The 21,813-nt window shown below is 39.1% G+C and carries 28 protein-coding genes and 1 other annotated feature (1 of these 29 cut by a window edge); of the genes, 13 read left to right on the top strand and 15 right to left on the bottom strand.

Annotated elements, in window-relative coordinates; all coding sequences use genetic code 11:
- Positions 1-179: 179 nt before the first annotated feature.
- The gene (locus F7732_RS13020) at positions 180-1,343 is read right to left on the bottom strand and encodes an iron-containing alcohol dehydrogenase (protein WP_151574453.1); all 1,164 of its coding nucleotides are present in this window, start codon (positions 1,341-1,343) and stop codon (positions 180-182) included.
- Positions 1,344-1,488: 145 nt separating this feature from the next.
- Between F7732_RS13020 and F7732_RS13015 the strand changes: the two genes are divergently transcribed.
- Entirely contained in the window at positions 1,489-1,725 is a 237-nt protein-coding gene (locus tag F7732_RS13015) for a DUF378 domain-containing protein (protein WP_151574452.1), read from the top strand.
- A 40-nt stretch (positions 1,726-1,765) separates the two neighbouring features.
- On the opposite strand, the gene F7732_RS13010 is transcribed toward F7732_RS13015, so the two are convergent.
- Both F7732_RS13010 and yugI read right to left on the bottom strand, forming a co-directional pair.
- Complete coding sequence (locus tag F7732_RS13010; protein ID WP_151574515.1) at positions 1,766-2,953, bottom strand: ornithine--oxo-acid transaminase; 1,188 nt, start codon at positions 2,951-2,953, stop codon at positions 1,766-1,768.
- A 214-nt stretch (positions 2,954-3,167) separates the two neighbouring features.
- On the bottom strand, positions 3,168-3,569 hold the full coding sequence (gene yugI, locus F7732_RS13005) for a S1 domain-containing post-transcriptional regulator GSP13 (protein WP_066442841.1): 402 nt from the start codon (positions 3,567-3,569) through the stop codon (positions 3,168-3,170).
- A gap of 197 nt (positions 3,570-3,766) precedes the next feature.
- Between yugI and F7732_RS13000 the strand changes: the two genes are divergently transcribed.
- Both F7732_RS13000 and F7732_RS12995 read left to right on the top strand, forming a co-directional pair.
- Positions 3,767-4,129: a helix-turn-helix domain-containing protein gene (locus F7732_RS13000; protein WP_151574451.1), complete on the top strand. Its 363-nt coding sequence runs from the start codon at positions 3,767-3,769 to the stop codon at positions 4,127-4,129.
- Between the two features lie 215 nt (positions 4,130-4,344).
- The gene (locus F7732_RS12995) at positions 4,345-5,181 is read left to right on the top strand and encodes an alpha/beta fold hydrolase (RefSeq protein WP_151574450.1); all 837 of its coding nucleotides are present in this window, start codon (positions 4,345-4,347) and stop codon (positions 5,179-5,181) included.
- A gap of 68 nt (positions 5,182-5,249) precedes the next feature.
- Here F7732_RS12995 and F7732_RS12990 read toward each other — a convergent pair whose 3' ends face one another.
- Complete coding sequence (locus F7732_RS12990) at positions 5,250-5,519, bottom strand: DUF1871 family protein (protein ID WP_338024097.1); 270 nt, start codon at positions 5,517-5,519, stop codon at positions 5,250-5,252.
- A 76-nt stretch (positions 5,520-5,595) separates the two neighbouring features.
- Here F7732_RS12990 and F7732_RS12985 point away from each other — a divergent pair, with 76 nt between their 5' ends.
- On the top strand, positions 5,596-6,774 hold the full coding sequence (locus tag F7732_RS12985) for a MalY/PatB family protein (protein ID WP_151574448.1): 1,179 nt from the start codon (positions 5,596-5,598) through the stop codon (positions 6,772-6,774).
- A 62-nt stretch (positions 6,775-6,836) separates the two neighbouring features.
- Here F7732_RS12985 and F7732_RS12980 read toward each other — a convergent pair whose 3' ends face one another.
- From F7732_RS12980 to F7732_RS12970, 3 genes are all read right to left on the bottom strand, one after another.
- The gene (locus tag F7732_RS12980) at positions 6,837-7,400 is read right to left on the bottom strand and encodes a superoxide dismutase family protein (RefSeq protein ID WP_240056614.1); all 564 of its coding nucleotides are present in this window, start codon (positions 7,398-7,400) and stop codon (positions 6,837-6,839) included.
- 177 nt (positions 7,401-7,577) lie between these two features.
- Positions 7,578-7,793, bottom strand: coding sequence for a hypothetical protein (locus F7732_RS12975; protein ID WP_066442835.1), 216 nt, complete (start codon positions 7,791-7,793; stop codon positions 7,578-7,580).
- A gap of 123 nt (positions 7,794-7,916) precedes the next feature.
- Positions 7,917-8,645 carry a peptidylprolyl isomerase gene (locus F7732_RS12970; protein ID WP_151574446.1) on the bottom strand — a complete coding sequence of 243 codons (729 nt, stop codon included), beginning with the start codon at positions 8,643-8,645 and terminating at the stop codon, positions 7,917-7,919.
- Positions 8,646-8,735: 90 nt separating this feature from the next.
- On the opposite strand from F7732_RS12970, the gene kapB reads away from it, so the two are divergent.
- The gene (gene kapB / locus F7732_RS12965) at positions 8,736-9,119 is read left to right on the top strand and encodes a kinase-associated lipoprotein KapB (protein WP_151574444.1); all 384 of its coding nucleotides are present in this window, start codon (positions 8,736-8,738) and stop codon (positions 9,117-9,119) included.
- Between the two features lie 75 nt (positions 9,120-9,194).
- On the opposite strand, the gene kapD is transcribed toward kapB, so the two are convergent.
- Positions 9,195-9,812: a 3'-5' exonuclease KapD gene (kapD, locus tag F7732_RS12960; protein WP_151574442.1), complete on the bottom strand. Its 618-nt coding sequence runs from the start codon at positions 9,810-9,812 to the stop codon at positions 9,195-9,197.
- A 188-nt stretch (positions 9,813-10,000) separates the two neighbouring features.
- Positions 10,001-10,231 carry a hypothetical protein gene (locus F7732_RS12955; protein WP_080844275.1) on the bottom strand — a complete coding sequence of 77 codons (231 nt, stop codon included), beginning with the start codon at positions 10,229-10,231 and terminating at the stop codon, positions 10,001-10,003.
- Between the two features lie 434 nt (positions 10,232-10,665).
- Here F7732_RS12955 and F7732_RS12950 point away from each other — a divergent pair, with 434 nt between their 5' ends.
- Genes F7732_RS12950 through mnhG form a run of 7 tightly spaced genes read left to right on the top strand, consistent with a single transcriptional unit; the run spans position 10,666 to position 16,419 of the window.
- On the top strand, positions 10,666-13,047 hold the full coding sequence (locus tag F7732_RS12950; RefSeq protein ID WP_151574440.1) for a Na+/H+ antiporter subunit A: 2,382 nt from the start codon (positions 10,666-10,668) through the stop codon (positions 13,045-13,047).
- 1 nt (position 13,048) lies between these two features.
- Positions 13,049-13,471: a Na(+)/H(+) antiporter subunit B gene (locus F7732_RS12945; protein WP_066442829.1), complete on the top strand. Its 423-nt coding sequence runs from the start codon at positions 13,049-13,051 to the stop codon at positions 13,469-13,471.
- Positions 13,471-13,812 (top strand): Na(+)/H(+) antiporter subunit C, encoded by a 342-nt coding sequence (locus F7732_RS12940; RefSeq protein ID WP_066442828.1) that lies wholly within the window; start codon positions 13,471-13,473, stop codon positions 13,810-13,812. Before F7732_RS12945 ends, F7732_RS12940 begins: the two co-directional genes overlap by 1 nt.
- Positions 13,805-15,295, top strand: coding sequence for a Na+/H+ antiporter subunit D (locus tag F7732_RS12935; RefSeq protein ID WP_151574438.1), 1,491 nt, complete (start codon positions 13,805-13,807; stop codon positions 15,293-15,295). Before F7732_RS12940 ends, F7732_RS12935 begins: the two co-directional genes overlap by 8 nt.
- A 5-nt stretch (positions 15,296-15,300) precedes the next feature.
- A complete protein-coding gene (locus F7732_RS12930; protein WP_066442826.1) occupies positions 15,301-15,777 on the top strand; it encodes a Na+/H+ antiporter subunit E in 477 nt (158 codons plus the stop codon).
- Complete coding sequence (locus F7732_RS12925) at positions 15,777-16,061, top strand: Na(+)/H(+) antiporter subunit F1 (protein ID WP_151574436.1); 285 nt, start codon at positions 15,777-15,779, stop codon at positions 16,059-16,061. The genes F7732_RS12930 and F7732_RS12925 overlap by 1 nt, the downstream gene beginning before the upstream one ends.
- On the top strand, positions 16,045-16,419 hold the full coding sequence (mnhG, locus tag F7732_RS12920) for a monovalent cation/H(+) antiporter subunit G (protein WP_151574513.1): 375 nt from the start codon (positions 16,045-16,047) through the stop codon (positions 16,417-16,419). The genes F7732_RS12925 and mnhG overlap by 17 nt, the downstream gene beginning before the upstream one ends.
- 41 nt (positions 16,420-16,460) lie before the next feature.
- Here mnhG and F7732_RS12915 read toward each other — a convergent pair whose 3' ends face one another.
- Both F7732_RS12915 and F7732_RS12910 read right to left on the bottom strand, forming a co-directional pair.
- A complete protein-coding gene (locus tag F7732_RS12915; RefSeq protein WP_151574435.1) occupies positions 16,461-16,847 on the bottom strand; it encodes a PaaI family thioesterase in 387 nt (128 codons plus the stop codon).
- 34 nt (positions 16,848-16,881) lie between these two features.
- Entirely contained in the window at positions 16,882-17,487 is a 606-nt protein-coding gene (locus F7732_RS12910; protein WP_151574434.1) for a DedA family protein, read from the bottom strand.
- Positions 17,488-17,727: 240 nt separating this feature from the next.
- Between F7732_RS12910 and F7732_RS12905 the strand changes: the two genes are divergently transcribed.
- Positions 17,728-18,138, top strand: coding sequence for a YuzC family spore coat inner layer protein (locus F7732_RS12905; protein ID WP_151574432.1), 411 nt, complete (start codon positions 17,728-17,730; stop codon positions 18,136-18,138).
- Between the two features lie 62 nt (positions 18,139-18,200).
- On the opposite strand, the gene F7732_RS12900 is transcribed toward F7732_RS12905, so the two are convergent.
- The 4 genes from F7732_RS12900 to proS all read right to left on the bottom strand — a co-directional run bounded on the left by F7732_RS12900 (position 18,201) and on the right by proS (position 21,468).
- Positions 18,201-18,419 (bottom strand): hypothetical protein, encoded by a 219-nt coding sequence (locus F7732_RS12900; RefSeq protein ID WP_420837690.1) that lies wholly within the window; start codon positions 18,417-18,419, stop codon positions 18,201-18,203.
- Positions 18,420-18,657: 238 nt separating this feature from the next.
- The gene (gene clpP, locus F7732_RS12895; protein WP_151574430.1) at positions 18,658-19,245 is read right to left on the bottom strand and encodes an ATP-dependent Clp endopeptidase proteolytic subunit ClpP; all 588 of its coding nucleotides are present in this window, start codon (positions 19,243-19,245) and stop codon (positions 18,658-18,660) included.
- 26 nt (positions 19,246-19,271) lie between these two features.
- Positions 19,272-19,949: a sigma-70 family RNA polymerase sigma factor gene (locus F7732_RS12890; protein ID WP_151574428.1), complete on the bottom strand. Its 678-nt coding sequence runs from the start codon at positions 19,947-19,949 to the stop codon at positions 19,272-19,274.
- 88 nt (positions 19,950-20,037) lie between these two features.
- The gene (proS, locus tag F7732_RS12885; protein ID WP_151574426.1) at positions 20,038-21,468 is read right to left on the bottom strand and encodes a proline--tRNA ligase; all 1,431 of its coding nucleotides are present in this window, start codon (positions 21,466-21,468) and stop codon (positions 20,038-20,040) included.
- Positions 21,469-21,658: 190 nt separating this feature from the next.
- Positions 21,659-21,813, bottom strand: a binding site (T-box leader) (it continues 63 nt past the right edge of the window).

Raw genomic sequence — 21,813 nt, 5'->3', positions numbered from 1 at the left:
ATTTATATTATCCGTACTCAATATCACTTTATCGAAATGCTTAAATATAATCAAGAAACAACCCATCGTGAAAACGTAATCATTTTTACATATTTTCAAACTTAAGGTGCTATTTGCATTTATGAATAAAGTTTTTAAAAAATGAGAAAGCCTGGAGCTTGTCAGCTCCAGGTTTCCATTTATAAAGAAGCCCTATAAATAGCCATAACGTCCTCTTTATTCAGTTTTGCAAAGTTGCCGAATTCTCCATTGATAACCGCTTTATCAGCCATCACTTCAATGCTTGATTCATCGATATTGTAATCAGCTAACGTCGCAGGTGCTCCAATGCTGTTCCAGAAATCTCTTAGTTTTCCAATTCCCTCAAGCGCTGCCTCTTCATCAGATTTCCCTTCTGGATCTACGCCAAATACACGAACAGCCAGCTTTTTAAAGCGTTCTGGCTTTACATGTAAATTATGCTTCATCCAATTAGGGAAAAGGATAGCAAGACCGCCGCCATGCGGTATATCATGAACAGCTGAAACAGCATGCTCAATATTATGAGTAGCCCAGTCGCCGCGGTAGCCCATGGATAGCATTCCATTTAATGCCATTGTTCCGCAGTATAAAATGGTCGCTCGATGCTCGTAATTTGATAAATCCTGAAGCAGCTTTGGTGCTGTTTCCATGACCGTTAATAATAATGATTCACACATACGATCCTGAAACTCTGTGTGCTCTGTTAAGTGGAAATAGTGCTCGAGTACATGTGACATCATATCAACGATTCCATAGATGGTTTGATCCTTTGGAACACTGTATGTATGAACTGGATCTAGAATTGAAAACTTCGGAAATACAGCTGGACTGCCCCATCCATATTTTTCATTTGTTTCCCAGTTGGTAATAACAGAACCCGCATTCATTTCCGAGCCAGTTGCCGCTAATGTCAAAACCGTACCAAATGGCAATGCGTCTTGAGCGAAAGCCTTTTTAATAACTAGATCCCAAGCATCTCCTTCATACTTGGCACCTGCAGCAATTAGTTTTGTGCAGTCGATTACACTTCCTCCGCCTACTGCAAGCAATAAATCAATATTTTCCTGCTTGCATATCTCTACACCCTTGCGGACGGTAGAAATACGGGGATTAGGTTCAACACCAGATAATTCAAAAACACTGCATTCCAATTCATTCAAAAGGTTCATGACTTGATCGTACAGGCCATTGCGTTTGATGCTCCCGCCGCCATATACCACTAAAACTCTTTTTCCATATTGCGGAACTTCTGTTTTTAGCTGTTGAAGCTCCCCTTTTCCAAATATTAATTTAGTTGGATTCCAAAATGTAAATTGATCCATTAATATCAACTCCTCTATTGTTTATTATCATGCAAACTGAGTTGTTAATGCAAAAACTATGATCTCTTTTTATTTTAATTTGATTGCATAATATCGTATATGGAGCAAAAACTACAGAATGTAAAACCTATAAGGAGGTTACATCATGAGTACAATTCAACGTATTGCACTAGTTCTTACCATTATTGGTGCCATCAACTGGGGACTAATCGGTTTCTTTCAATTTGACCTTGTGGCTGCCATTTTCGGAGGACAAAATGCTGCTCTTTCCAGAATCATCTATGGATTAGTTGGTATTGCTGGATTAATCAATTTAGGATTGCTCTTTAAACCAAGTGAAGAAGTAGAAAGAGCTCCTGTTACAGATTCAAACAATAGATAATAAAAATAAAAATCCTTGCCATTTCCGGCAAGGATTTTTATTATGAAAGGACCTTTTTCACCTTTGCAATCGCCCAATCCAAATCTTCTTTACTGATAATGAGCGGCGGAGCGAAACGGATGACTGTATCATGTGTTTCTTTACAAAGCAATCCTTCTTGTTTCAGCTCTTCGCAAAACGGGCGAGCTGCTTCGGTTAACTCAACACCAATAAACAAACCGCGTCCTCTTACTTCTTTAATGATTGGGTTATTTATTTCTTTTAGGTTTTGCATAAAGTACTCGCCAAGCTCAAGAGAACGTTCTGCAAGCTTTTCATTTTTCAGAACATCAATGGAAGCTATGGACACTGCACATGCCATCGGATTTCCTCCAAAAGTGGAGCCATGTGATCCTGGATTAAACACTCCCAGAACTTCTTTGCCTGCGGTTACACAAGAGATTGGGAATACTCCGCCCCCCAATGCTTTCCCCAGAATATACATATCCGGTTTAATATCTTCCCACTCACATGCAAGCATTTTACCTGTTCTGGCTAAACCTGCCTGAATCTCATCGGCAATGAATAAAACATTCTTTTCCTTACAAAGATCGTATGCTTTTTTCATAAAGCCTTCTGTAGGGATAATGATCCCCGCTTCACCTTGAATGGGTTCGATTAAAAAAGCTGCAGTGTTTTCTGTTATAGCTTCCTGTAACGCATCGAGATCACCATATGGAACTAATTTAATCCCTGGCAGCATTGGTCCAAATCCTCGCTTATACTCCTCTTCTGAGGAAAGAGAAACCGCTGTCATTGTACGTCCATGAAAATTCCCGACACAGGCAATTATTTCAGCTTGGTTTTCTGCCACACCTTTGACATCATATGCCCAGCGACGTGCAGCTTTCACGGCTGTCTCGACCGCTTCCGCCCCCGTATTCATCGGTAAAGCCATATCCATGCCAGTTAATTCGCAAATCATTTCATACCAAGGGCCAAGCTGGTCATTGTGAAATGCTCTTGAAGTAAGTGTAACCCGGTCTGCCTGCTCTTTCAGGGCTTGAATGATCTTTGGATGCCGATGCCCTTGGTTGACAGCAGAGTAAGCGCTTAACATATCCATATATTTATTTCCTTCTGGATCCTCTACCCATACACCTTCTGCTTTTGCTATGACAATCGGAAGAGGATGATAATTATGTGCACCGTATTTTTCAGTTTGTTCAATAAGTGTTTTTGATTTCATCGTCTCTTTACTCAAGCTCATTCCTCCCATTCAAAATTCTACTTTCTATTTTAACGTTAATTGTCCCGCCTTAAAACTAAATAGAGCGAATTTTTTTGAAAAAGAAAAGAAAAATCTTTTAAATGAGCTGTACGGCTATTAACTTAGTCACCAAAAAATCTACTTCATTTTAAACAATCAAAAAAGCCAGGCATCCGCCTGACTTTACTCTATATTACTTTTTAATTAGATCATCACGTTCAGACTGGTCAATCCACTCTTGAAGTTTATCTTTCAAAGTATTAAACCCTTGAGCTGATTCATCTTCAAATTTAATTGGTGCAGCTTGGCGCTTGCGTGGTTTCTTTGGTTTACTTTCCGCTTGTGCAGGTGCTTCTTCTGTTGCACGAATAGAAAGACCAATTTTTCCAGCTTGCTCGTCGATAGATAAAACTTTTACGTTTACCTCATCACCAACTTTTAAATGTTCATTGATATCTTTTACAAATCCGTGTGTAACCTCTGAAATATGCACAAGACCTTGTGTATTTTCATCTAAAGCCACAAATGCTCCATATGGCTGAATACCTGTTACTTTCCCTGTAATTACACTTCCAACTTCAACTTTCTCTGACATGAAAACACTCCTAATTGATTAAATTTATACGTTAATTATTCGCAATAAATAATTATAACATAAGGTGATACACATTACAAAAATAAGCAAAGAATATGTTCTAATGCAAACGGACACAAATTTTACAAGCGCACTGGATTTAATCACACTAATGCGTGTTAAAATAAAGATATTAGATTAAAAAAGAGGTGGGAACATTGTCTTATTTAAGTGAAAATCTAAAGCTTGCACGGCAAAGAGCAAAGTTAACACAATCTGAATTAGCCATGAAGATCCGAGTTGGCACTGCAACAATCGAAAAGTATGAAAAAGGTGAACAAGTACCGGATACCAATACCGTTTTAAAAATCTCTACAGTATTGGACATTCCCGCATCAGAGCTGCTGGAGCAGGAACTTCATACAGAACATAATGGCATTGACAAAGAAATTGAACAGCTGGTTCAGGAGATCGGACTAAAAAAGGCTAAGCTAATCCTCCGAAAAGCGAAGGAATTTCGGGAAGAAGATTTCCTTCGAGTGATGCAAATGCTCTATGAAGTTAAATATGAATCTCAATAAAGAAGTATAAAGGCATACAGAATTGGACATGATAGTTTTATAAGCTTTCTAGTATTCCCCCCTTTTTGAAGTGACAATCTAATTTTGGATTGTCCTTTTTTTTGTTCAGATTTCCCCCTGATAAAAAGGGGATTTTTTCTTTTTTTATGTGTAAAAGTTTGGTATAACGGCAAAATAAACTATAGTAAACTTTGACATGTAAAAGGAGGAGCACTGTGAAAAGTAAGTTCTATTCTGGCATTGAAAATATAAACGGCAATGAGTTTTATTATGAATATTTTAAGCATCCATCAGCAGGTCCAACGATTATTATGCTGCATGGCTTCCTCTCCTCAGCATTCAGTTTTCGCAAGCTTATTCCACATTTGCAGGAAGAATATAATATTCTAGCAGTCGATATTCCTCCTTTCGGAAAGAGCGGAAAGTCGAAACGATTTCTTTATTCTTATCAAAACATGGCAAGTTCTATATTTGAACTTACTGATCGCCTGCAGATTTCAAATATGATATTGGCCGGACACTCTATGGGCGGACAAATTGTCATGAATATGCTTCTGCAGAGGCCTGCAGCAGCAAGCAGTGCACTGCTCCTGTGCAGTTCTGCTTATCTGCCCAAATCACATCAATCTTTAGTCTATACAAGCTATATTCCTTTTTTTCATCTATATGTTAAACGACATCTTGCGAAATCTGGACTGGAGAAAAACTTAAAGAATGTCGTTTATAATCAGGCAATGATTGATGAAGATATGAGAAAAGGATATATGTCCCCTTTCCTTAATAACTCCATTTTCCAAGGATTAACACGAATGATTCGTCATCGGGAAGGTGATTTAACGGAAGAGGATATAAGACGAATTCATACACCATGCCTGCTTATTTGGGGTGAGCATGACCGTGTAGTTCCTCTTTCAAAAGGAAAGAGACTGCACAAAAATTTGCCTAATTCAAAATTGATCATCTTAAAAGAGACAGGCCACCTCGTTCCTGAAGAGAGGCCAGAAGAAATTGTAGCAGAAATGAAAGGTTTTTTATCTGCTGTGAGTGTGTAAAAGAGTTGCGAAACCTCATAGCTGATACAATAAAAAAAATACGGCTTGCCAGCAGGCGTGCCGTATTTTTATATGCTGCATGAACCATCATTTTTAATAGAAAGCAATTGTACAGCCATTGTATAACAATGCTTGAGAGGAAGCACTTCTTCAAAAGAAAACTCAAAGATTGCTTGTATTTTTCTTGAAAGCTGCTCAGCATCGTTCAGATCATGTACAGCCTGCAGGATATCCGCAATTTCAGTATCATAGCTGCCAGCCCCGATCTGAAAGGGATCCCAGCTGTTTAACGTATCAACAAGCCTTAGATTCATTTCTTGACTTTGCAATCTGCTCACCTTTTATTTTCATTTTTAGTCTTCATATCTTATCATAGAAAGAGAAAAGTGCAAATCTAAAAAGGGCGGTGCTAAAATGACAAATTATGATTTTCACACACCAATTAATCGCGAGCAGACGAATTCGGTTAAATGGGGATTAAGAAAAGATCTATTTGGTTCAGATGAAGTTTTGCCAATGTGGGTGGCTGACATGGAATTTATGCCCCCTAATGAAGTTATAGAGGCACTTGAAAAGAGAATTCAGCATAAAATCTATGGATATACATATGCATCAGCCTCAACCACTAATGCGATTACTGAGTGGCAAAAAAAGCGCCATAACTGGGAAATATCAAAAAATGCGGTATTATTTAGTCTTGGTGTTGTCCCTTCCATTGCTGCAGCTATTCTGGCGTTTACCGAAAAAGGCGATAAAGTTATGCTGCAATCTCCCGTATACACACCATTTTTCAGCATGATTGAAGGAAATGAAAGAGTAGTTGTCAATTCACCTCTGATATTAAAAGATGATCAATATGAGATTGATTTTGTTGATTTTGAAGAGAGACTTAAAGAGGGGGTAAAACTATTTCTTTTATGTAACCCTCATAATCCCGGCGGCCGTGTGTGGACAAAAGATGAGCTAAAAAAGATTGGCGATTTATGCTGCCAATATAATTGTTATATTCTTTCAGACGAAATTCACGCAGATTTAGTTTATACTCCACATCAACATCTTCCGATTGCTTCATTGGACCAGCGTTTTAAAGAAATAACCATCACTTGTATTGCACCGACAAAAACATTTAATTTAGCAGGTCTGCAGGCCTCAGCCGTATTAATTGAAAATGAACAGCTGCGTAAACTGTTTAGTGATGTTCAAGCAAAACAAGGGTTCTTCACATTATCAACTTTTGGATTAACAGGTATGGAAGCAGCCTATCGCTATGGAGATACATGGCTAAATGAATTGCTGCATTACCTAGAAGAAAATCGAAGAATATCCATTCAATTTATTGAGGAAAACCTTCCTGATATAAAAGCAATAGAGCCGGAAGGAACTTATTTGTTATGGCTTGATTGCCGTAAACTTCAATGGTCAGATGATGAAATACAGGAGCGCCTGCTAAAGAAAGGCAAGGTAGCTCTTGAACCTGGCAATAAATACGGATCTGGCGGAGAAGGATTTGTACGTTTAAATTTTGCATGCTCTCAAACGGTCTTGCTGGACGGATTAAATCGAGTTAAACACGCCTTCTCTAATCTTTCTTAATGATTGACCTTTACCTAAAGTAAACCCAAGAAGGACTAATGGCCTCTTGGGTTTATTGTTCATTACTCTTCTTCTCCTGTATCATCTTGTGCGTTTTTCGTACTTTTTTCATCTTTATCCTTTGATATTCTGCCACAGGCAATTCTTTCTCCTGAATCTCCAGAAGGCTGGGTCATTCCATCATCTATTCCCTCATCGATGACAATCGCTGTTCCGTCTTTTGTAAAAAGGGAGGTTTTATCCTCTTTTAATGATACTTGCGGCGCCATTAATTCTGCCTTTACTTTCCCATCATCTTCTACAATAATATTCGGTAGATCACCCGCGTGAGCTCCTTTTGGATGAAGCAAACCATGCTCTTTATCATCCGGATTAAAATGGTTTCCTGCGGACTTAAAGTCAGGCGCTTCACATTCACCTTTCTCATGAATATGCAAAGCATGCTCTCCTGGAGGCAAGCCTTCTAAATCAAGCTCCAGTTTAACACCTTGTGCTTGCTGCCCAAGCTTAATCGTCCCCAGCGAATCTCCTACCGCGTTATGCATTTCAACATCTACGTTTGTTATGTTTTCTTCGCCGCATCCTGCTAAAAGTAAGACAGCCAATGCCGCAACTAGTTTTTTCACTGTAGAATACCTCCAAGCACTTTGTTTTCCATATAAGCTAAACTATTAACCATTTGTGAAAAGGACATGCTATATTATTTCCTATTTGCATGCTGAATATCCGTCACCAGCATCGGTGTTATAAGATTGAAATACAGGAACTGCAGACCTCCTAATAACACAAAAAAGAGAACAGTTTTAACTGTTCTCTTTTTGCTGACTTGCCATCTGGCGATTTATACGCTCTTCTAATTCTTTTGTTTTTTCGCCTTCACGCTTTGAAACATGTATAATAAATTTCATTGTTAACGCAGCGGCTATGAGGAAAATAATGCACCAAATTGCTGCAGGTATATATTCTGTCTTATCTTCTGGAAAATACAAAAATAAAGAAAATATGAACCATTGAGCCATTAACATCCATCCTTTCTGCAACTGTCATGGTCAATGCCTAATTATAACAGATTTCTCAAAAAAAAGCTGTCTAGAGTGAAAGGGAACTATGCGCATTTGAACAGTCGTTTGGGATCTAGAGCACTATTCAAAAACGGTTATCTTTTCGATCACAATATCTTCAAGCGGTTTATCATTTTCCGCTTCGGCAGCCGCAATTTCATCTACTACCTCCATGCCTTCTATAACTTGTCCAAATACAGTGTGCTTACCATCCAGCCATGGTGTTCCTCCTGCTTCGTAGGCTGTCACTGCTTCATCAGGATATTCTGCATCCTGCATTTGTTTAGTGAGGTTCGGATCAAGGGTTTTATTTTGAACTATAAAGAATTGACTGCCATTTGTATTGGCACCAGAGTTGGCCATAGCTAAAGCCCCTCTAAAATGAAAAAGGTCGCTGGAAAACTCATCTTCAAATGGTTCTCCAAAAATACTTTCGCCGCCCATTCCCGTTCCTTGTGGATCTCCAGTTTGAATCATAAAATCTTGTATAACACGGTGAAATATGATTCCTTCATAATAACCATCCTTACTATGTGCAATAAAGTTTTCAACTGCTTTTGGAGCCTGCTCAGGAAATAGCTTCATTTTGATGACTCCTAATGAAGTTGTCATCTCTACGAGTTTTTCATTATCGCTGATTTCTTCACTCAGCTGAGGCAAACTCGATTGAACAGATTCAGTTCCATTGGGCTCAGAGGAGTCAGTTCCATTGGATTCAGAGGGTTCAGCCGAATCCTCCGTATTTGTTCCGCAAGCTGTCAATACCAGCAGCAGAATAGTCAATACTGCCAATAATCGTATTTTCATCATTTATCCTCCATTCGTTATGTATATGGAAATTATAATTTGATTTTGCACTTTAGACAAACCATAATAGTAATAAGAGGAGGGTATAAAACAATGGCAGAATTTCAAATCGGCGACAAGGTGACAGGAATTTATAAAACAGGTAAATATATTGGGGAGATTACAGACATCCGCCCCATGCATTATGTGATGCGTGTGTTAGCTGTGGCCAAACACCCCATGCAGGGAGATTTACATAACCCTAAACAAACAGATGTGATGATATTTCATGAGAGAAAAGCATTATCATATCGAGAGCAAACCAATATCCCGAAACAAATGGTTCGAGCGTATGAGGGCGAAATCCCTTCGTATACAGATTCACTTAAAGATGTTTTGGAACACATGAAAGAAGACCTTTTGAAAACGGATAATGAATGGGCACAAAAAAGCCTGGATAATATCCGTATATTAGAGAGTTCTTACTTTAAAGATTAAAACTGCTGCACTGTCTGCGGCAGTTTTTTTACATTTTACCCCTTATTGTATAAGTCCCTGACAGTTCTTTTTCAACTAGGCAAATTTATTAAAGAGCTTCGCCAAATCTACTCGATCTCCAATTGTAGTAGGCTCATGTTTTTGTAAATATTGTTTGTCCTTTTCGACAAGCTTAAAAATCTTATAGGTTGTTAAAGCATCATCCAATGCACGATGATGCGAACCAACACCATCTTTGCCGTATTCTTGAACAGCCTTCCATAAACCAGTCTGATTTTTGTCACCAAAAAAACGCTTATATTCCATTGACAGGTCTACCTCTTTTCCTGAAAAAGGAAAATACAGCCCTGCCTTTTCACAGTTAGAACGCAGAACCCTCATATCAGTATTTCCCCAGGTTACAATTGTATATGAATGTTCTCCCGTCATTTTCTTTAGCTTATGAACAAGTTCTGAAAAAGCAATCCCATCATCAACCTGCTGCTGCGAGATGTTTAGAAAGGATTTACACCGTTTCGATAATTTCGGATATTGGATTGGTGTTACATAAGAGGAGAATTCTTCGAAGATTTGATTATTGATAACTGATACGACACCCACTTCAATGATTTCCGGATAAAATCCTTTGTATTGTTTGCCTTTATCAGGCATCGTAAATTCAAAATCAATAAATAAATGCTGCCTAACTTCCATCTGAATCACCTGCCCCGGCTACTTTCTTCCATTATATCATGAGAGAATTCCATTTACTGCTGAAAAACGCAATTTTTCGTTAATTGAAAGTTAACGGATCAGCATACCCTAAGATACAACTAATAGCTCCTGTGCAGCTAATTTTTAGTTTTTAAAGTACAAAAAGAACGAGATCGCTCTCGTTCTTTTTAAGAAGCTTTTTTGATTCGCACATATTCCCTTGATTGAAAGGCTTCAATCTTTTGTTTCTCCAAAGGAGCCTGCATGATATTCTCGACTGATTCCACTGGCATCATTTCAACAATTTCGTCAGCTTCACCAGGAATATAAAATTCTCGTTTTCCAGTTTCGTTAACGAGCCATGCTCCAGAAAACAGTACGACAAAAATGGATACTGCAGCAATAATTTTTGCTCTCATCCATAACACCACCTATTTATAAGTGTGGGAATAAGAGCGGATTTTTATTCAAAGGAGATTATTTCAAAATATTTTTTATATTTTTTTCCGTGTTTCTACATATTTAATAAGAAAGTCAGAAACCCACGTATATAAAGGTTTTTGAGCATGCATGCAATATAATTTTAGGTTATAATTTGGTTTGATATGCTTTTTGGAAAGGTATAAGGTCGTATTTTTTATTTTTTGGGTAAATAAATAAACATAACTTTGTACATAAGGTGTGGATACTATGTACAGACACCCCCGGAAATACATACTTATATCCATTCTAAAAGAAGAGGGACTGCCGTTTTCATATGCCCCATACTTCAAAAATCTTTAGAAAAATAAAAAAGGCTGCTTTAACAGCTCGCCCATCATTACATTCTTAGAAAAATAAAGGAGGTCTTGTTTTGTCTCTGCTTCATTTGGCTATTATTTCACCATTCCTTCTGGCGGTGCTCGTACCTATTCTGTACAAGCTTTTCAGGAAGGTTCATACAGGTTGGTTTATCCTTCCATTGCCGCTTGTATTGTTTGTTTATTTTGTCTCTTTTGTTTCAGCCACTTCAACTTCACAGCCGATCATTGAATCGTTTACATGGATTGAAGCATTAGGGATTGAGTTTACTGCAAAAATTGATGGACTTGGCTTGCTTTTTGCCCTGCTAATTACGGGTATTGGCACCTTAGTCATTCTTTACTCCATTTATTATTTATCAAAGGATAAAGAAAAGTTAAATACATTTTATGTGTATTTGCTTTTATTTATGGGGGCTATGCTTGGGGTTGTCCTATCTGATAACTTAATTGTCCTGTACGCTTTTTGGGAATTAACAAGCTTTTCTTCTTTTCTGCTAATTGGATATTGGTATGATCGTGAAAAGTCTCGCTATGGTGCCCAAAAATCGATGCTGATCACCGTTTTTGGCGGTCTTTCCATGTTTGGAGGCATTATCCTCTTATACATAATGACTGGTACTTTTAGCATAACTGAAATTATTGCACAATCAGATGTAATCTTTACACATCCATTGTTTGTTCCTGCCTTGCTTTGTATTTTGCTTGGCGCCTTTACAAAATCAGCTCAATTCCCATTTCACATCTGGCTGCCAGACGCAATGGAGGCACCAACACCTGTCAGTGCATATCTCCATTCAGCCACAATGGTAAAAGCAGGTATCTACCTCGTTGCAAGAATGAGCCCTGTATTTGCTGACCATGCGCTTTGGCTATGGCTAATCGCTGGTTTTGGAATCGTTACCTTGTTCTGGGGATCTTTTTCTGCTGTGAAACAAACAGATCTAAAGGCGATCCTTGCGTTTTCAACGATCAGCCAGCTTGGTATGATCATGTCATTGCTGGGAATAGGTGCTGCTGCGCTGCATTTTGATGGCATTGATGACAAATACCATACAATTGCCACTACTGCTGCAGTCTTCCATTTAATCAATCATGCAACCTTCAAAGGAAGTTTGTTTATGGTTGTCGGGATTGTCGATCATGAAACAGGAACACGTGATATACGGAGACTTGGCGGTTTAATGCAGCTGATGCCTATAACATTCACATTAGCGATTATTGGCTCATTTTCTATGGCCGGTCTTCCGCCATTTAATGGATTCCTAAGTAAGGAAATGTTCTTTACTGCGATGACACATATTATAGATTTCAATGTATTCCAATTAGATACATGGGGTATTCTGTTCCCTGTCATTGCTTGGATTGCTAGTGTATTCACATTTATTTACAGCATGATCCTTGTTTTCAAAACGTTCACAGGCAAACTTCAGCCTGAAAAACTGGAGAAAAAGCCTCACGAAGCACCGATTGGCATGTTAATTTCACCAATCATCCTTGCTTCTTTAGTGATTATCATTGGGTTTTTCCCAAATATTTTATCAGTCAATATTATTGAACCTGCACTATCAGCGATTATGCCTGAATTCTTATTCGAAGTTCATATCTCTTTCTGGCATGGCTTTAATCTGGAGTTATGGATGACCATAGGCGTTATCGTATTAGGAACATTGCTTTACCTCTCTTTAGCAAAGTGGAGGAAGATCTATGGTCTGTTCCCTGAGAAACTTGCCTTAAATAAGGCATATGATCATGGGCTGCTATTTGCACAAAACGGCTCTTTAAAAATGACAAAAATGTATATGAATGGTTCAATCCGAAGCTATCTTATTTATATTTTTGCATTTTTTATCGCCATTTTATCGTCTGTATTGTTCTCACAAAATGCCTTTAAGATCGATCTCGAACATGCAGCAGATGTACGTTATTACGAAGTATTGCTGGTTGCCGTCATTGTGATTGCATCCGTGGCTATTTTATTTGTTAAATCAAGACTGACATCCGTAATTTTGCTTGGTACAGTTGGTTATACGGTTGCATTATTTTTCGTTAACTTCCGGGCACCGGACTTGGCGTTGACACAATTGGTTATCGAAACGATATCCGTTTCCTTGTTCCTTCTATGTTTTTACCACTTGCCAAAGAAACGGAATGAAGAACGAATGGCTTTTAAAGCAACCAATTTAGTCATCTCTATTGGTGTGGGTGCAGTTGTAACACTGATTGCACTATCAGCACATAGTACAAAACTGTTTGAATCCATTTCACAATATTATGTGGAAAACACTTATACCGAAGCGGCTGGAAAAAACATGGTAAACGTTATTCTTGTTGACTTCCGCGGATTTGATACGTTATTTGAAATTGTGGTGCTTGCCATCGCATCTATTGGAATCTATGCCATGATTAAACTTAGAATGAAAGGGGCGAAATAGCATGAAAACGAATGATCTTATCCTTCAGACAGCAACCAAAATCGTGCTGTTTATTATCGTCCTTTTCTCGATCTATATCTTTTTTGCCGGTCACTATACACCAGGAGGCGGTTTTGTCGGCGGATTGCTTACAGCAGGAGCCATTATCCTGCTGCTGCTTGCCTTTGACATGAAAACAGTCGCTAAGATCCTGCCGATTAATTATATGACCATGACAGCGGTTGGGCTTTTGTTCGCAATCGGAACAGCCGCTGGCGCTTTATTGTTTAATGTTCCATTTTTAACTCATGCTTTTGGTGATGTTCATCTGCCTATTTTAGGTGAGATGGCCCTGCATACGGCTACTATATTTGATTTAGGTGTATTTCTGGTAGTAGTAGGTGTAACTATGACCATTATTCAAACGATTGGAGGAGATGAATAATGGAAATACTAATGGCTTTTGTTATCGGGATTTTATTTATGTGTGCTACATATTTAATACTCTCAAAAAGCTTGCTGCGAATTATCATCGGTACTGGACTTTTAAGTCACGGCGCTCACCTTTTATTATTAACAATGGGAGGTCTTAAAAAAGGAGCTGCACCGCTTCTTGGCGAAGAAGCCCCTTCTTATACAGATCCCCTTCCGCAGGCACTTATTCTAACAGCAATCGTTATTAGTTTTGGTGTAACTGCCTTTTTCCTTGTGCTAGCTTACCGCGCATACAAGGAGCTTGGTACAGATAATATGGAGAAACTGAGAGGAACTGAAGGAAATGATTAACTTTTTATTACTGCCGATTCTGATTCCGCTTATTACTGGGGTCCTTCTCATGTTTATCAATAAACATGTTATGCTGCAAAGGTGGGTTGCAAGTATTTCAGCATTTGTAACAGTGATCATTGCAGCAATGCTCGCTCATAAAGTACATACAGAAGGCATTCAAACACTTAATTTATCAAACTGGGATGCTCCATTCGGCATCACACTCGTTTCAGATATGTTATCTGCTTTGCTTGTCCTTACGACGAGCATCATCTCTTTTGCATGTATCATCTTCTCTTTTCGAGGGATTGGACAAGAGCGTGAAAAGTTTAACTATTATGCTTCGATGAGCTTTTTGATTGTAGGGGTCAATGGAGCATTTACTACAGGGGATATTTTCAACCTCTTTGTATTTTTTGAAGTAATGCTGATGTCTTCTTATGTGTTAATTGTTCTGGGAGGCACAAAGATTCAGCTGCGCGAATCAATCAAATATCTCTTAGTGAATGTGATCTCTTCTGCTCTATTTGTCATTGCGGTAGGTTACTTGTATTCTGTGACCGGCACCTTAAACATGGCACACTTATCTGAACGGATCGCTTCCATTAGTGCAGATGGTCAGCTTGGGATCATAACGGTAATTGGTGTTTTATTTATGATTGTCTTTGGCTTAAAAGGAGCCGTGTTTCCGTTATTTTTCTGGCTTCCAGGTTCCTACTATGCACCTCCAGCTCCGGTAATGGCTATTTTCGGGGCATTGCTGACAAAGGTTGGAGTTTATTCCATCACCAGAACATACTCACTTTTATTTTATCATGAAGGCGGGACAATTCAGGCCCTTTTAGGTGTGATGGCAGTACTCTCAATCATCTTCGGAGTCATTGGAGCTATTGCTTATTGGGATATAAAGAAGATTATCATTTACAATATTATTACAGCAGTAGGGGTTATACTTGCTGGCGTTGCCTCCATGAATGAAGATGCATTAGCTGGTTCTGTCTTTTACATTATTCATGACATGATCGTCAAGGCTGCTCTCTTCCTGCTGGTTGGGATTATGATTGCTATTACAGGAACAAGTAATCTTAAGCAAATAAGCGGTTTAATTAAAAATTATCCCGGACTTGCCTGGACATTCTTCATTGCTTCCCTGGCATTAGCAGGCATTCCGCCGCTAAGCGGATTTGTCGGGAAACTGCTTCTGATAAAAGGAGTATTTGACGCTGAACATTATTGGACTGGCGCTATTATCCTAATGTCTAGCTTGTTCGTCTTATTCTCAGTCATGAAGATTTTTATTAACGGATTTTGGGGAAAACCTCTTACATACAAAGGTGAGGAAAAAGCTCCTGTGCGCCAGCTGATGGCAGCACCAGTGATCTTAGTCATTTTAGCTGTTGTTTATGGAGTTGGTGCAGATTTTGTTTTCCCATACATTTCACAGGCCGCCAATATACTAGTGAACCCTGATCTTTATATTGACGCTGTTCTAAAGGAGTGATGAGCATGGCATTTCAAATATTATTAAACATGTTTCTCGGCTTTACTTGGATGTTCTTAACCGCAAGCTATGAACCTATAGCGTTTTTGAAAGGTTACTTTTTTGGTCTGCTCATTATCTTTGCTTTTAGGCGTTTTTTTCCATCTCGGTTCTATTTGCTAAGAGTGTTTGCGATTATCAGTCTAATCCTGCTATTTTTGAAAGAGCTCGTCTTATCAAATGTAGCAGTTGTAAAATCCGTCTTAAAACCAAAATTGGACATGAAGCCCGGCATTTTTGCACTTCCGACTGTTCTGGAAAGAGATTGGGAAATCACGACACTTGCAAATCTAATTACATTAACTCCTGGAACATTGGTTATTGATGTATCAGATGACAAAAAAATCTTATATGTTCATGCAATGGACATAGAGGACGCCAACGAAGCAATTGATTCAATTAAGAACACCTTTGAAAAAGCCATTCTGGAGGTGAGCAAATAATGATTCATACGGTTGTGATGATTTCTATCATCTGTATTGCAGTGGCCATATTAGCGCTCACTTATCGAGTTATTAAAGGCCCATCAACTCCCGATCGTGTTATTGCTCTAGATGCAATTGGAATTAATTTAGTCGCCTTGATTGCACTTATTTCAATTGGCTTAGATACAAATGCATTTCTTGAAGTAATTTTACTTCTTGGAATTCTGGCATTTATCGGCACTGTTGCCTTCTCTAAATACTTGGAGAAGGGGGTCATTATTGAACATGATCGAGATCGCTAATATTTTAATTGTTGTATTTCTATTAATTGGTGCTTTTTTAAGTCTGGTTGCCGCCTTTGGAGTTATTAGACTGCCTGATGTCTACACAAGAAACCATGCTGCCTCTAAGTCAGCAACACTTGGTGTTATGTGTATTCTGATCGGTGCCTTGCTTTACTTTTATTTTATAGACGGATACTTTAACCCCCGAATTATCCTTGGGATTGTGTTTATCTTTTTAACCTCGCCGGTAGCTGGACATTTAATTGGGCGTGCTGCCTATAATTCTGGTGTAAAGCTATGGGATCAAAGCGTGAGAGATGACTATAAAGAAGTTTCCGAAAAGAAGAAAAAGCTTGCTGAAAAAGGAAACCGCTGATTACATAAAAAACCTCCAGAAGTTTTCTGGAGGTTTTTTGTTTACTTTCTTTTCATTACAGCCATAGTGCATCTGGACACACAAATCAAATTACTATGTTCATCTGTTATCTTTATATCCCATACCATTGTGCTTTTACCTTGATGGAGGATTGTTGCATTCGCAGTAACTATGCCTTCTTTTACACCTCTAATATGATTAGCATTAATCTCTAGACCAACAGCCGCTTCTGTTTCCTGATCAATCAATTCGAATGCTCCCACACTTGCAGCCGTTTCGGCCAGCGCGACGGAAGCACCTCCATGAAGCAGACCAAAAGGCTGCCTTGTTCTTTCGTCTACAGGCATGGTTGCAGTGACATGTCCTTTTTCTAGCAAGGTAATTTTAATGCCTAATGATTCCATTAAAGTGTTTTTTAAACTTGTCATTCTATTTCCCCCATTACACTGTTATCTTTTGCATCTAAGTCATCTTTTCTCTCTTTTTTATTCTTTTCCTTCTTATTAGTTTAAATGAAACAAAAAACAATAGAATAATGCCCAATAAGATCAAAATCTCCTGTTCATGAGCAACAATGGTTTCAATATGGTCCCCAAATAGCAGTCCAAGCGGAAAGACTATGGATAACCATAATAAAGCGCCGCTATAGGCAAACAAAGCAAATGTCTTATATGGCAATTTGCTGAAGCCATAGAGAAAGGGAAGAAAGTTTCTGACTCCCGGTATAAAATAGCTGATTGATAACGAGAGTGCATGATACTGATCCATTATTTTCATTGACTTTTGTATAGGCTTTGAAAAGCGTTCTCTCTTTTCAAAATATGAAAGCAGCGGTCTGCCAATTACCCTCCCTAGTGTATATGCTGTTGTAAGCGCAGCTACTATTCCCCCATAAACGGCTGCAAACGCTCCAGCAGGGTGAAGAACTCCCAATGAACTTGCCAAACCTACAGTCATCGTAATCACTTCGTTGGGAACTGGAAAGACAAATACGCCAACCCAAAGCCAAATAAAGAGTCCTATGTATCCATTATTTTCAATCATATCTAATATGACTTCCAGCTCCATCGCGTCCGCCCCTTTTATTAAATGCCTCAAAATAATGGAAGTTTAATTAAGTCCAAACCTATGCCCAAATAGTTTTCTTTATTTTAGCAAGTTCCCCTTAAAAATGCTCTTATAAAGTCATCATTCTGCCTTTTTAATTTAAGTTAGCTGTTTTCGTTTGGTAATTTAACATATTTTACAAATCAGAAGCATATAGTGTAATTGGTATTTTTAAAATTGAACATGAAAGGGGATGTCAGCATGAATTATTATTATTTTTATTACCCAACTAGAACCCCCTATCCTCCTGTAAGATATCTTCCTTATGTACATAGAAATCCACTTCCATTCACTAGACCGCACAGACAGTTTCCGTCCATTGATCCTGGGATGTTTATGAACTCAGCGAAGGAGCTTGAGGTCATGATGCAAAGCGCGAGTGTACTGCTTAGTAAAATGGCACAATCTAGAGCCTTTTCCTTTGAACTTATGTCAGCAGCTCAGGAATCTAAAATGGAGAAAGTCCAATCCCTCATTAAAACAACAGGAATTCCCCTGATTCCAAAGGTGGAATATACACCTAGTGGACTTCGCCTAACATTTGAATCATCAGCTGACAGCAATACTGCCGCAAATTGCTGTCAGTTGGCTCTTAAATTACGATGGAGCTGAGCAGTTGCTGGAAAAGATAAAAAGCTCTCCTCTGAATGAGGAGAGCTTAACAACTGATTATTTTAATACGGATAACCGTAAGGTCCTGGTCCGTATGGTCCTGGCCCGTATGGCGGTGGCCCATAATATGGAACTGGATATGGGCGCGGTCCGTAGAATGGACGAGGAGCAAGGATGGCACTTCCTACTAACCCTCCAAGTAAACCGCCGACGAATGGTGCTGCAAAGAAAAAGCGGCTATCATTTCTTGGAGCATGATAAGGGCTTCGATATGGCATCATCTGTGTAACCTCCTTCTATTTTATGCCTACACTAAAACATATGCAAATACCCTTATATGTGAGTGGGCTTCGAATTCCGGCAGCATACATTGGCACTAAAAATCAGGTCCCAATTGTCTACTATTTCTTTAGAGATGACAACAAAAAGGATGCCCCTGCACGTGACCTTTTGAACCGCATGGACATCCTTTTTATATTTGTTTATGCTTCATAGTACTCTTAAATTTCAAAACCTAACTCATCTTTTTTTCGGGATCAAAATTTCGTCAATAATCCCATAATCCTTCGCTTCTTGTGCATTCATAAAATAATCCCTGTCAGAATCCTGAGCCACTTTCTCCACGCTTTGTCCTGTCCGCTCTGAAATAATCAGATTTATGTCCTCGCGAAGCTTCAGAATTCTCCGAGCTGAAATTTCAATTTCCGATGCCTGCCCTCTTGCACCGCCAAGCGGCTGATGAATCATGATCTCGCTGTTTGGTAGAGCATATCGCTTTCCTTTTGTTCCAGCTAAAAGAAGCATCGCTCCAAAGGATGCTGCCATCCCCGTGCATGTAGTCCGAACATCTGGCTGTATATATTGCATGGTATCAAAAATAGCAAAGCCAGCAGAGGTCGATCCTCCTGGTGAATTAATATAAATGGAAATATCCTTATCAGGGGCTTCTGCTGCTAAAAATAACAATTGCGCAACCACCGTGTTGGCCAGAGCATCTGTAATTTCTTCACCAATCATAATAATACGATCCTTCAAAAGGCGTGAATAAATATCATAGGAACGTTCCCCTCTGCTTGTTTGTTCAACAACATAAGGTATGGTAGTCATCGTTACTCCTCCGCTTCGTTATACGGCTAAGCCGCCATGTAAAGGGAAAAGGATGGTGAGCTTTTTTTCTGATGATTTGCAGGCAATCCAAATGTTTTGTTCTTCTGCTCATGGATAACAGCTGCTCTTTCAATTAATAACGATGGATTTTCAAGCGTTAAAGATCTTTTCAGTAGAATTGAAAATTCATCCCTATCGTCTTCATTCCAGTATGTTTCGGCAAATGATTCTTCTTTTTTCAGCCGCTCTTTTGCTCGATGCAAAATACTCTTTACCGCTGTTTCAGATATTCCAGTCAGTTCTGCAATCTCAGTCAGTTTAAACTGAAATCCTTCCTTTAGGGTAAACATAATTGCCTGTTTGGGAGTCAATTTTTCAACTACAGTTTCGACTGTTTCAAGGATAAGATTGTCTTTGGCAGTACCTTCCTCCGGGAGTAAGGATACATGCTCTTTTTGTCTATTCCTCAGCATATCAATCCAGTGGTGATAAGCAATTTTATGGAGCAGTGCCATAGTGATTTGTGCATCTTCACCATAGTGCTTGATTGCTTTCATCATGGTTTCTTGAGTCAAATCGTTTCCATCCCATTCATTTTTTGAAAGAAAGCAGCAGTAACGGTTTAAATCTGGATATAGCTCCATGAGCTGATTCTCATTAGCCGAAGACTGTTTCATTTGGATTTTTTTTACCTTGCCGTACATGTTCTCACTCCTTTAGCACCTTTCTGTTAGTAAACGGAGAAAAGATTCAAAAAGATACGGGTACAAAAAAATTTTATTTGTTTTTTATTTAGTAAGCTTTGGCCCAGTATACAAGCTGCTGTGCATCTTTTCCACAGCATACACATGTTTTTGCAATGCTTTCTGCGTCAAACGGAATGCAGCGGGAAGTTGCTCCTGTTTCCTCTTTTATACGGTCTTCGCAGCTGCGGTCGCCACACCACATAGCTTTTACAAAGCCTGTTTTAGCTGCAAAAATTTCTTTAAGTTCATTGAATTCAATTGCCTGATATGTTTTCTCTTCACGATGATTTTTTGCTTTTTCAAATAAACTATGCTGAATATCTTCTAAAATACCAGGCAGCTTCTGCTCCAGTTCGGATGCAGCTACCGTTATTTTTTCACCTGTATCCCGTCTTGCTAAAATTACCTGTCCTTTTTCTATATCCTTAGGACCAACCTCAAGCCGTAAAGGCACACCTTTCATTTCATATTCATTGAATTTCCAGCCTGGTTTTTTATCACTTGCATCGATGCCGACCCGAGCCATTTTTGAGAGTTTTTCCTTTAGTTCATAGGCATAGTCCAGTACGCCATCCTTGTGCTGTGCAATTGGCACGATCATCACTTGAGTTGGTGCTGCTTTTGGAGGAATGACTAAGCCGCGGTCATCTCCATGCACCATAATCATTGCTCCAATAATTCTTGTTGTGAATCCCCAGGATGTTTGCTGTACGTATTGCAGCTTCCCTTCCTGATCGGTAAACTGAATGCCAAAAGCTTTAGCAAAGCCATCGCCCAGGTGGTGGGAGGTGCCTGATTGCAGTGCTTTTCCGTCATGCATAAGACTCTCAATGGTGTACGTGAATTTCGCTCCGGCGAACTTTTCTTTTTCTGTTTTTTGTCCTTTAATGACTGGAATAGCGAGGATATTCTCACAAATCTCTGCGTACACATTGAGCATTTTAACTGTCTCTTCAAGTGCCTCTTCATCAGTCGCATGGCAAGTATGACCCTCCTGCCATAAAAATTCCAGTGTGCGCAGAAACGGCCTTGTCGTTTTTTCCCAACGTACGACATTCGCCCATTGATTGTAGAGTTTTGGCAAATCCCGATATGAATGAATGATATTTTTATAGTGCTCACCAAATAATACTTCAGAGGTCGGACGGACACATAAACGTTCCTGGAGCTCTTCTTCTCCTCCGTGTGTAACCCAAGCCACTTCAGGTGCAAAACCTTCAATATGATCTTTCTCCTTTTGCAAAAGGCTTTCTGGTATGAAGAGAGGCATATAGACATTTTCATGTCCAGTTTCTTTAATGCGCCGATCCAGCTCATCTTTAATATTTTCCCATAACGCATAGCCGTATGGCCGAATGATCATCGATCCTCTAACACTTGAGTAATCGACTAAATCAGCCTTTTTCACAACATCTGTATACCATTGCGCAAAATCTTCATCCATTGCTGTTATTTCTTTTACAAATTCCTTGCCCATTTTGGTCACCTCAATGTTTTTATAGTTATTTTTGCTGCTTTGTTCCCGGCTGCTCTTGGTTTTTTGAGTGACGGGCACTTTGTTAGCTCTTTAGTTCCCGCCACCTGACGGGCACTTTCCTTGCTCTTTTGTTCCCGCCACCTCTCAATTTCCCGCCTTCCTATAACGAAACAAAAAAAGCATTGCTTTGTATAGGGACCAAACATGGCGGTACCACCCTATTTCAAAGCAATGCTTTACACTCAATATGATAACGGACTTGCATCCGCGGCATTTTCATATCACAAAGACATCCAATGCAGAACTCAGGGAGCAGGTTCCAGTGTTCGTTTATAGGAACCTTGC

Source organism: Bacillus mesophilum (assembly GCF_008923265.1).
GTDB classification, from domain to species: Bacteria; Bacillota; Bacilli; order Bacillales; family Cytobacillaceae; genus Cytobacillus; species Cytobacillus mesophilum.
The sequence above is the reverse complement of the archived record's forward strand: the minus strand, read 5'-3'. Positions and strand labels throughout refer to the sequence as shown.

Bases quoted from the DNA above. Each gene is read 5' to 3' on its own strand.
- F7732_RS13020 (WP_151574453.1), bottom strand. From the start codon at position 1,343: ATGGATCAATTTACATTTTGGAATCCAACTAAATTAATATTTGGAAAA.
- F7732_RS13015 (WP_151574452.1), top strand. From the start codon at position 1,489: ATGAGTACAATTCAACGTATTGCACTAGTTCTTACCATTATTGGTGCC.
- F7732_RS13010 (WP_151574515.1), bottom strand. From the start codon at position 2,953: ATGAAATCAAAAACACTTATTGAACAAACTGAAAAATACGGTGCACAT.
- yugI (WP_066442841.1), bottom strand. From the start codon at position 3,569: ATGTCAGAGAAAGTTGAAGTTGGAAGTGTAATTACAGGGAAAGTAACA.
- F7732_RS12985 (WP_151574448.1), top strand. From the start codon at position 5,596: ATGACAAATTATGATTTTCACACACCAATTAATCGCGAGCAGACGAAT.
- F7732_RS12975 (WP_066442835.1), bottom strand. From the start codon at position 7,793: ATGGCTCAATGGTTCATATTTTCTTTATTTTTGTATTTTCCAGAAGAT.
- F7732_RS12970 (WP_151574446.1), bottom strand. From the start codon at position 8,645: ATGATGAAAATACGATTATTGGCAGTATTGACTATTCTGCTGCTGGTA.
- kapB (WP_151574444.1), top strand. From the start codon at position 8,736: ATGGCAGAATTTCAAATCGGCGACAAGGTGACAGGAATTTATAAAACA.
- kapD (WP_151574442.1), bottom strand. From the start codon at position 9,812: ATGGAAGTTAGGCAGCATTTATTTATTGATTTTGAATTTACGATGCCT.
- F7732_RS12955 (WP_080844275.1), bottom strand. From the start codon at position 10,231: ATGAGAGCAAAAATTATTGCTGCAGTATCCATTTTTGTCGTACTGTTT.
- F7732_RS12945 (WP_066442829.1), top strand. From the start codon at position 13,049: ATGAAAACGAATGATCTTATCCTTCAGACAGCAACCAAAATCGTGCTG.
- F7732_RS12940 (WP_066442828.1), top strand. From the start codon at position 13,471: ATGGAAATACTAATGGCTTTTGTTATCGGGATTTTATTTATGTGTGCT.
- F7732_RS12935 (WP_151574438.1), top strand. From the start codon at position 13,805: ATGATTAACTTTTTATTACTGCCGATTCTGATTCCGCTTATTACTGGG.
- F7732_RS12930 (WP_066442826.1), top strand. From the start codon at position 15,301: ATGGCATTTCAAATATTATTAAACATGTTTCTCGGCTTTACTTGGATG.
- F7732_RS12925 (WP_151574436.1), top strand. From the start codon at position 15,777: ATGATTCATACGGTTGTGATGATTTCTATCATCTGTATTGCAGTGGCC.
- mnhG (WP_151574513.1), top strand. From the start codon at position 16,045: ATGATCGAGATCGCTAATATTTTAATTGTTGTATTTCTATTAATTGGT.
- F7732_RS12915 (WP_151574435.1), bottom strand. From the start codon at position 16,847: ATGACAAGTTTAAAAAACACTTTAATGGAATCATTAGGCATTAAAATT.
- F7732_RS12910 (WP_151574434.1), bottom strand. From the start codon at position 17,487: ATGGAGCTGGAAGTCATATTAGATATGATTGAAAATAATGGATACATA.
- F7732_RS12905 (WP_151574432.1), top strand. From the start codon at position 17,728: ATGAATTATTATTATTTTTATTACCCAACTAGAACCCCCTATCCTCCT.
- F7732_RS12900 (WP_420837690.1), bottom strand. From the start codon at position 18,419: ATGATGCCATATCGAAGCCCTTATCATGCTCCAAGAAATGATAGCCGC.
- clpP (WP_151574430.1), bottom strand. From the start codon at position 19,245: ATGACTACCATACCTTATGTTGTTGAACAAACAAGCAGAGGGGAACGT.
- F7732_RS12890 (WP_151574428.1), bottom strand. From the start codon at position 19,949: ATGTACGGCAAGGTAAAAAAAATCCAAATGAAACAGTCTTCGGCTAAT.
- proS (WP_151574426.1), bottom strand. From the start codon at position 21,468: ATGGGCAAGGAATTTGTAAAAGAAATAACAGCAATGGATGAAGATTTT.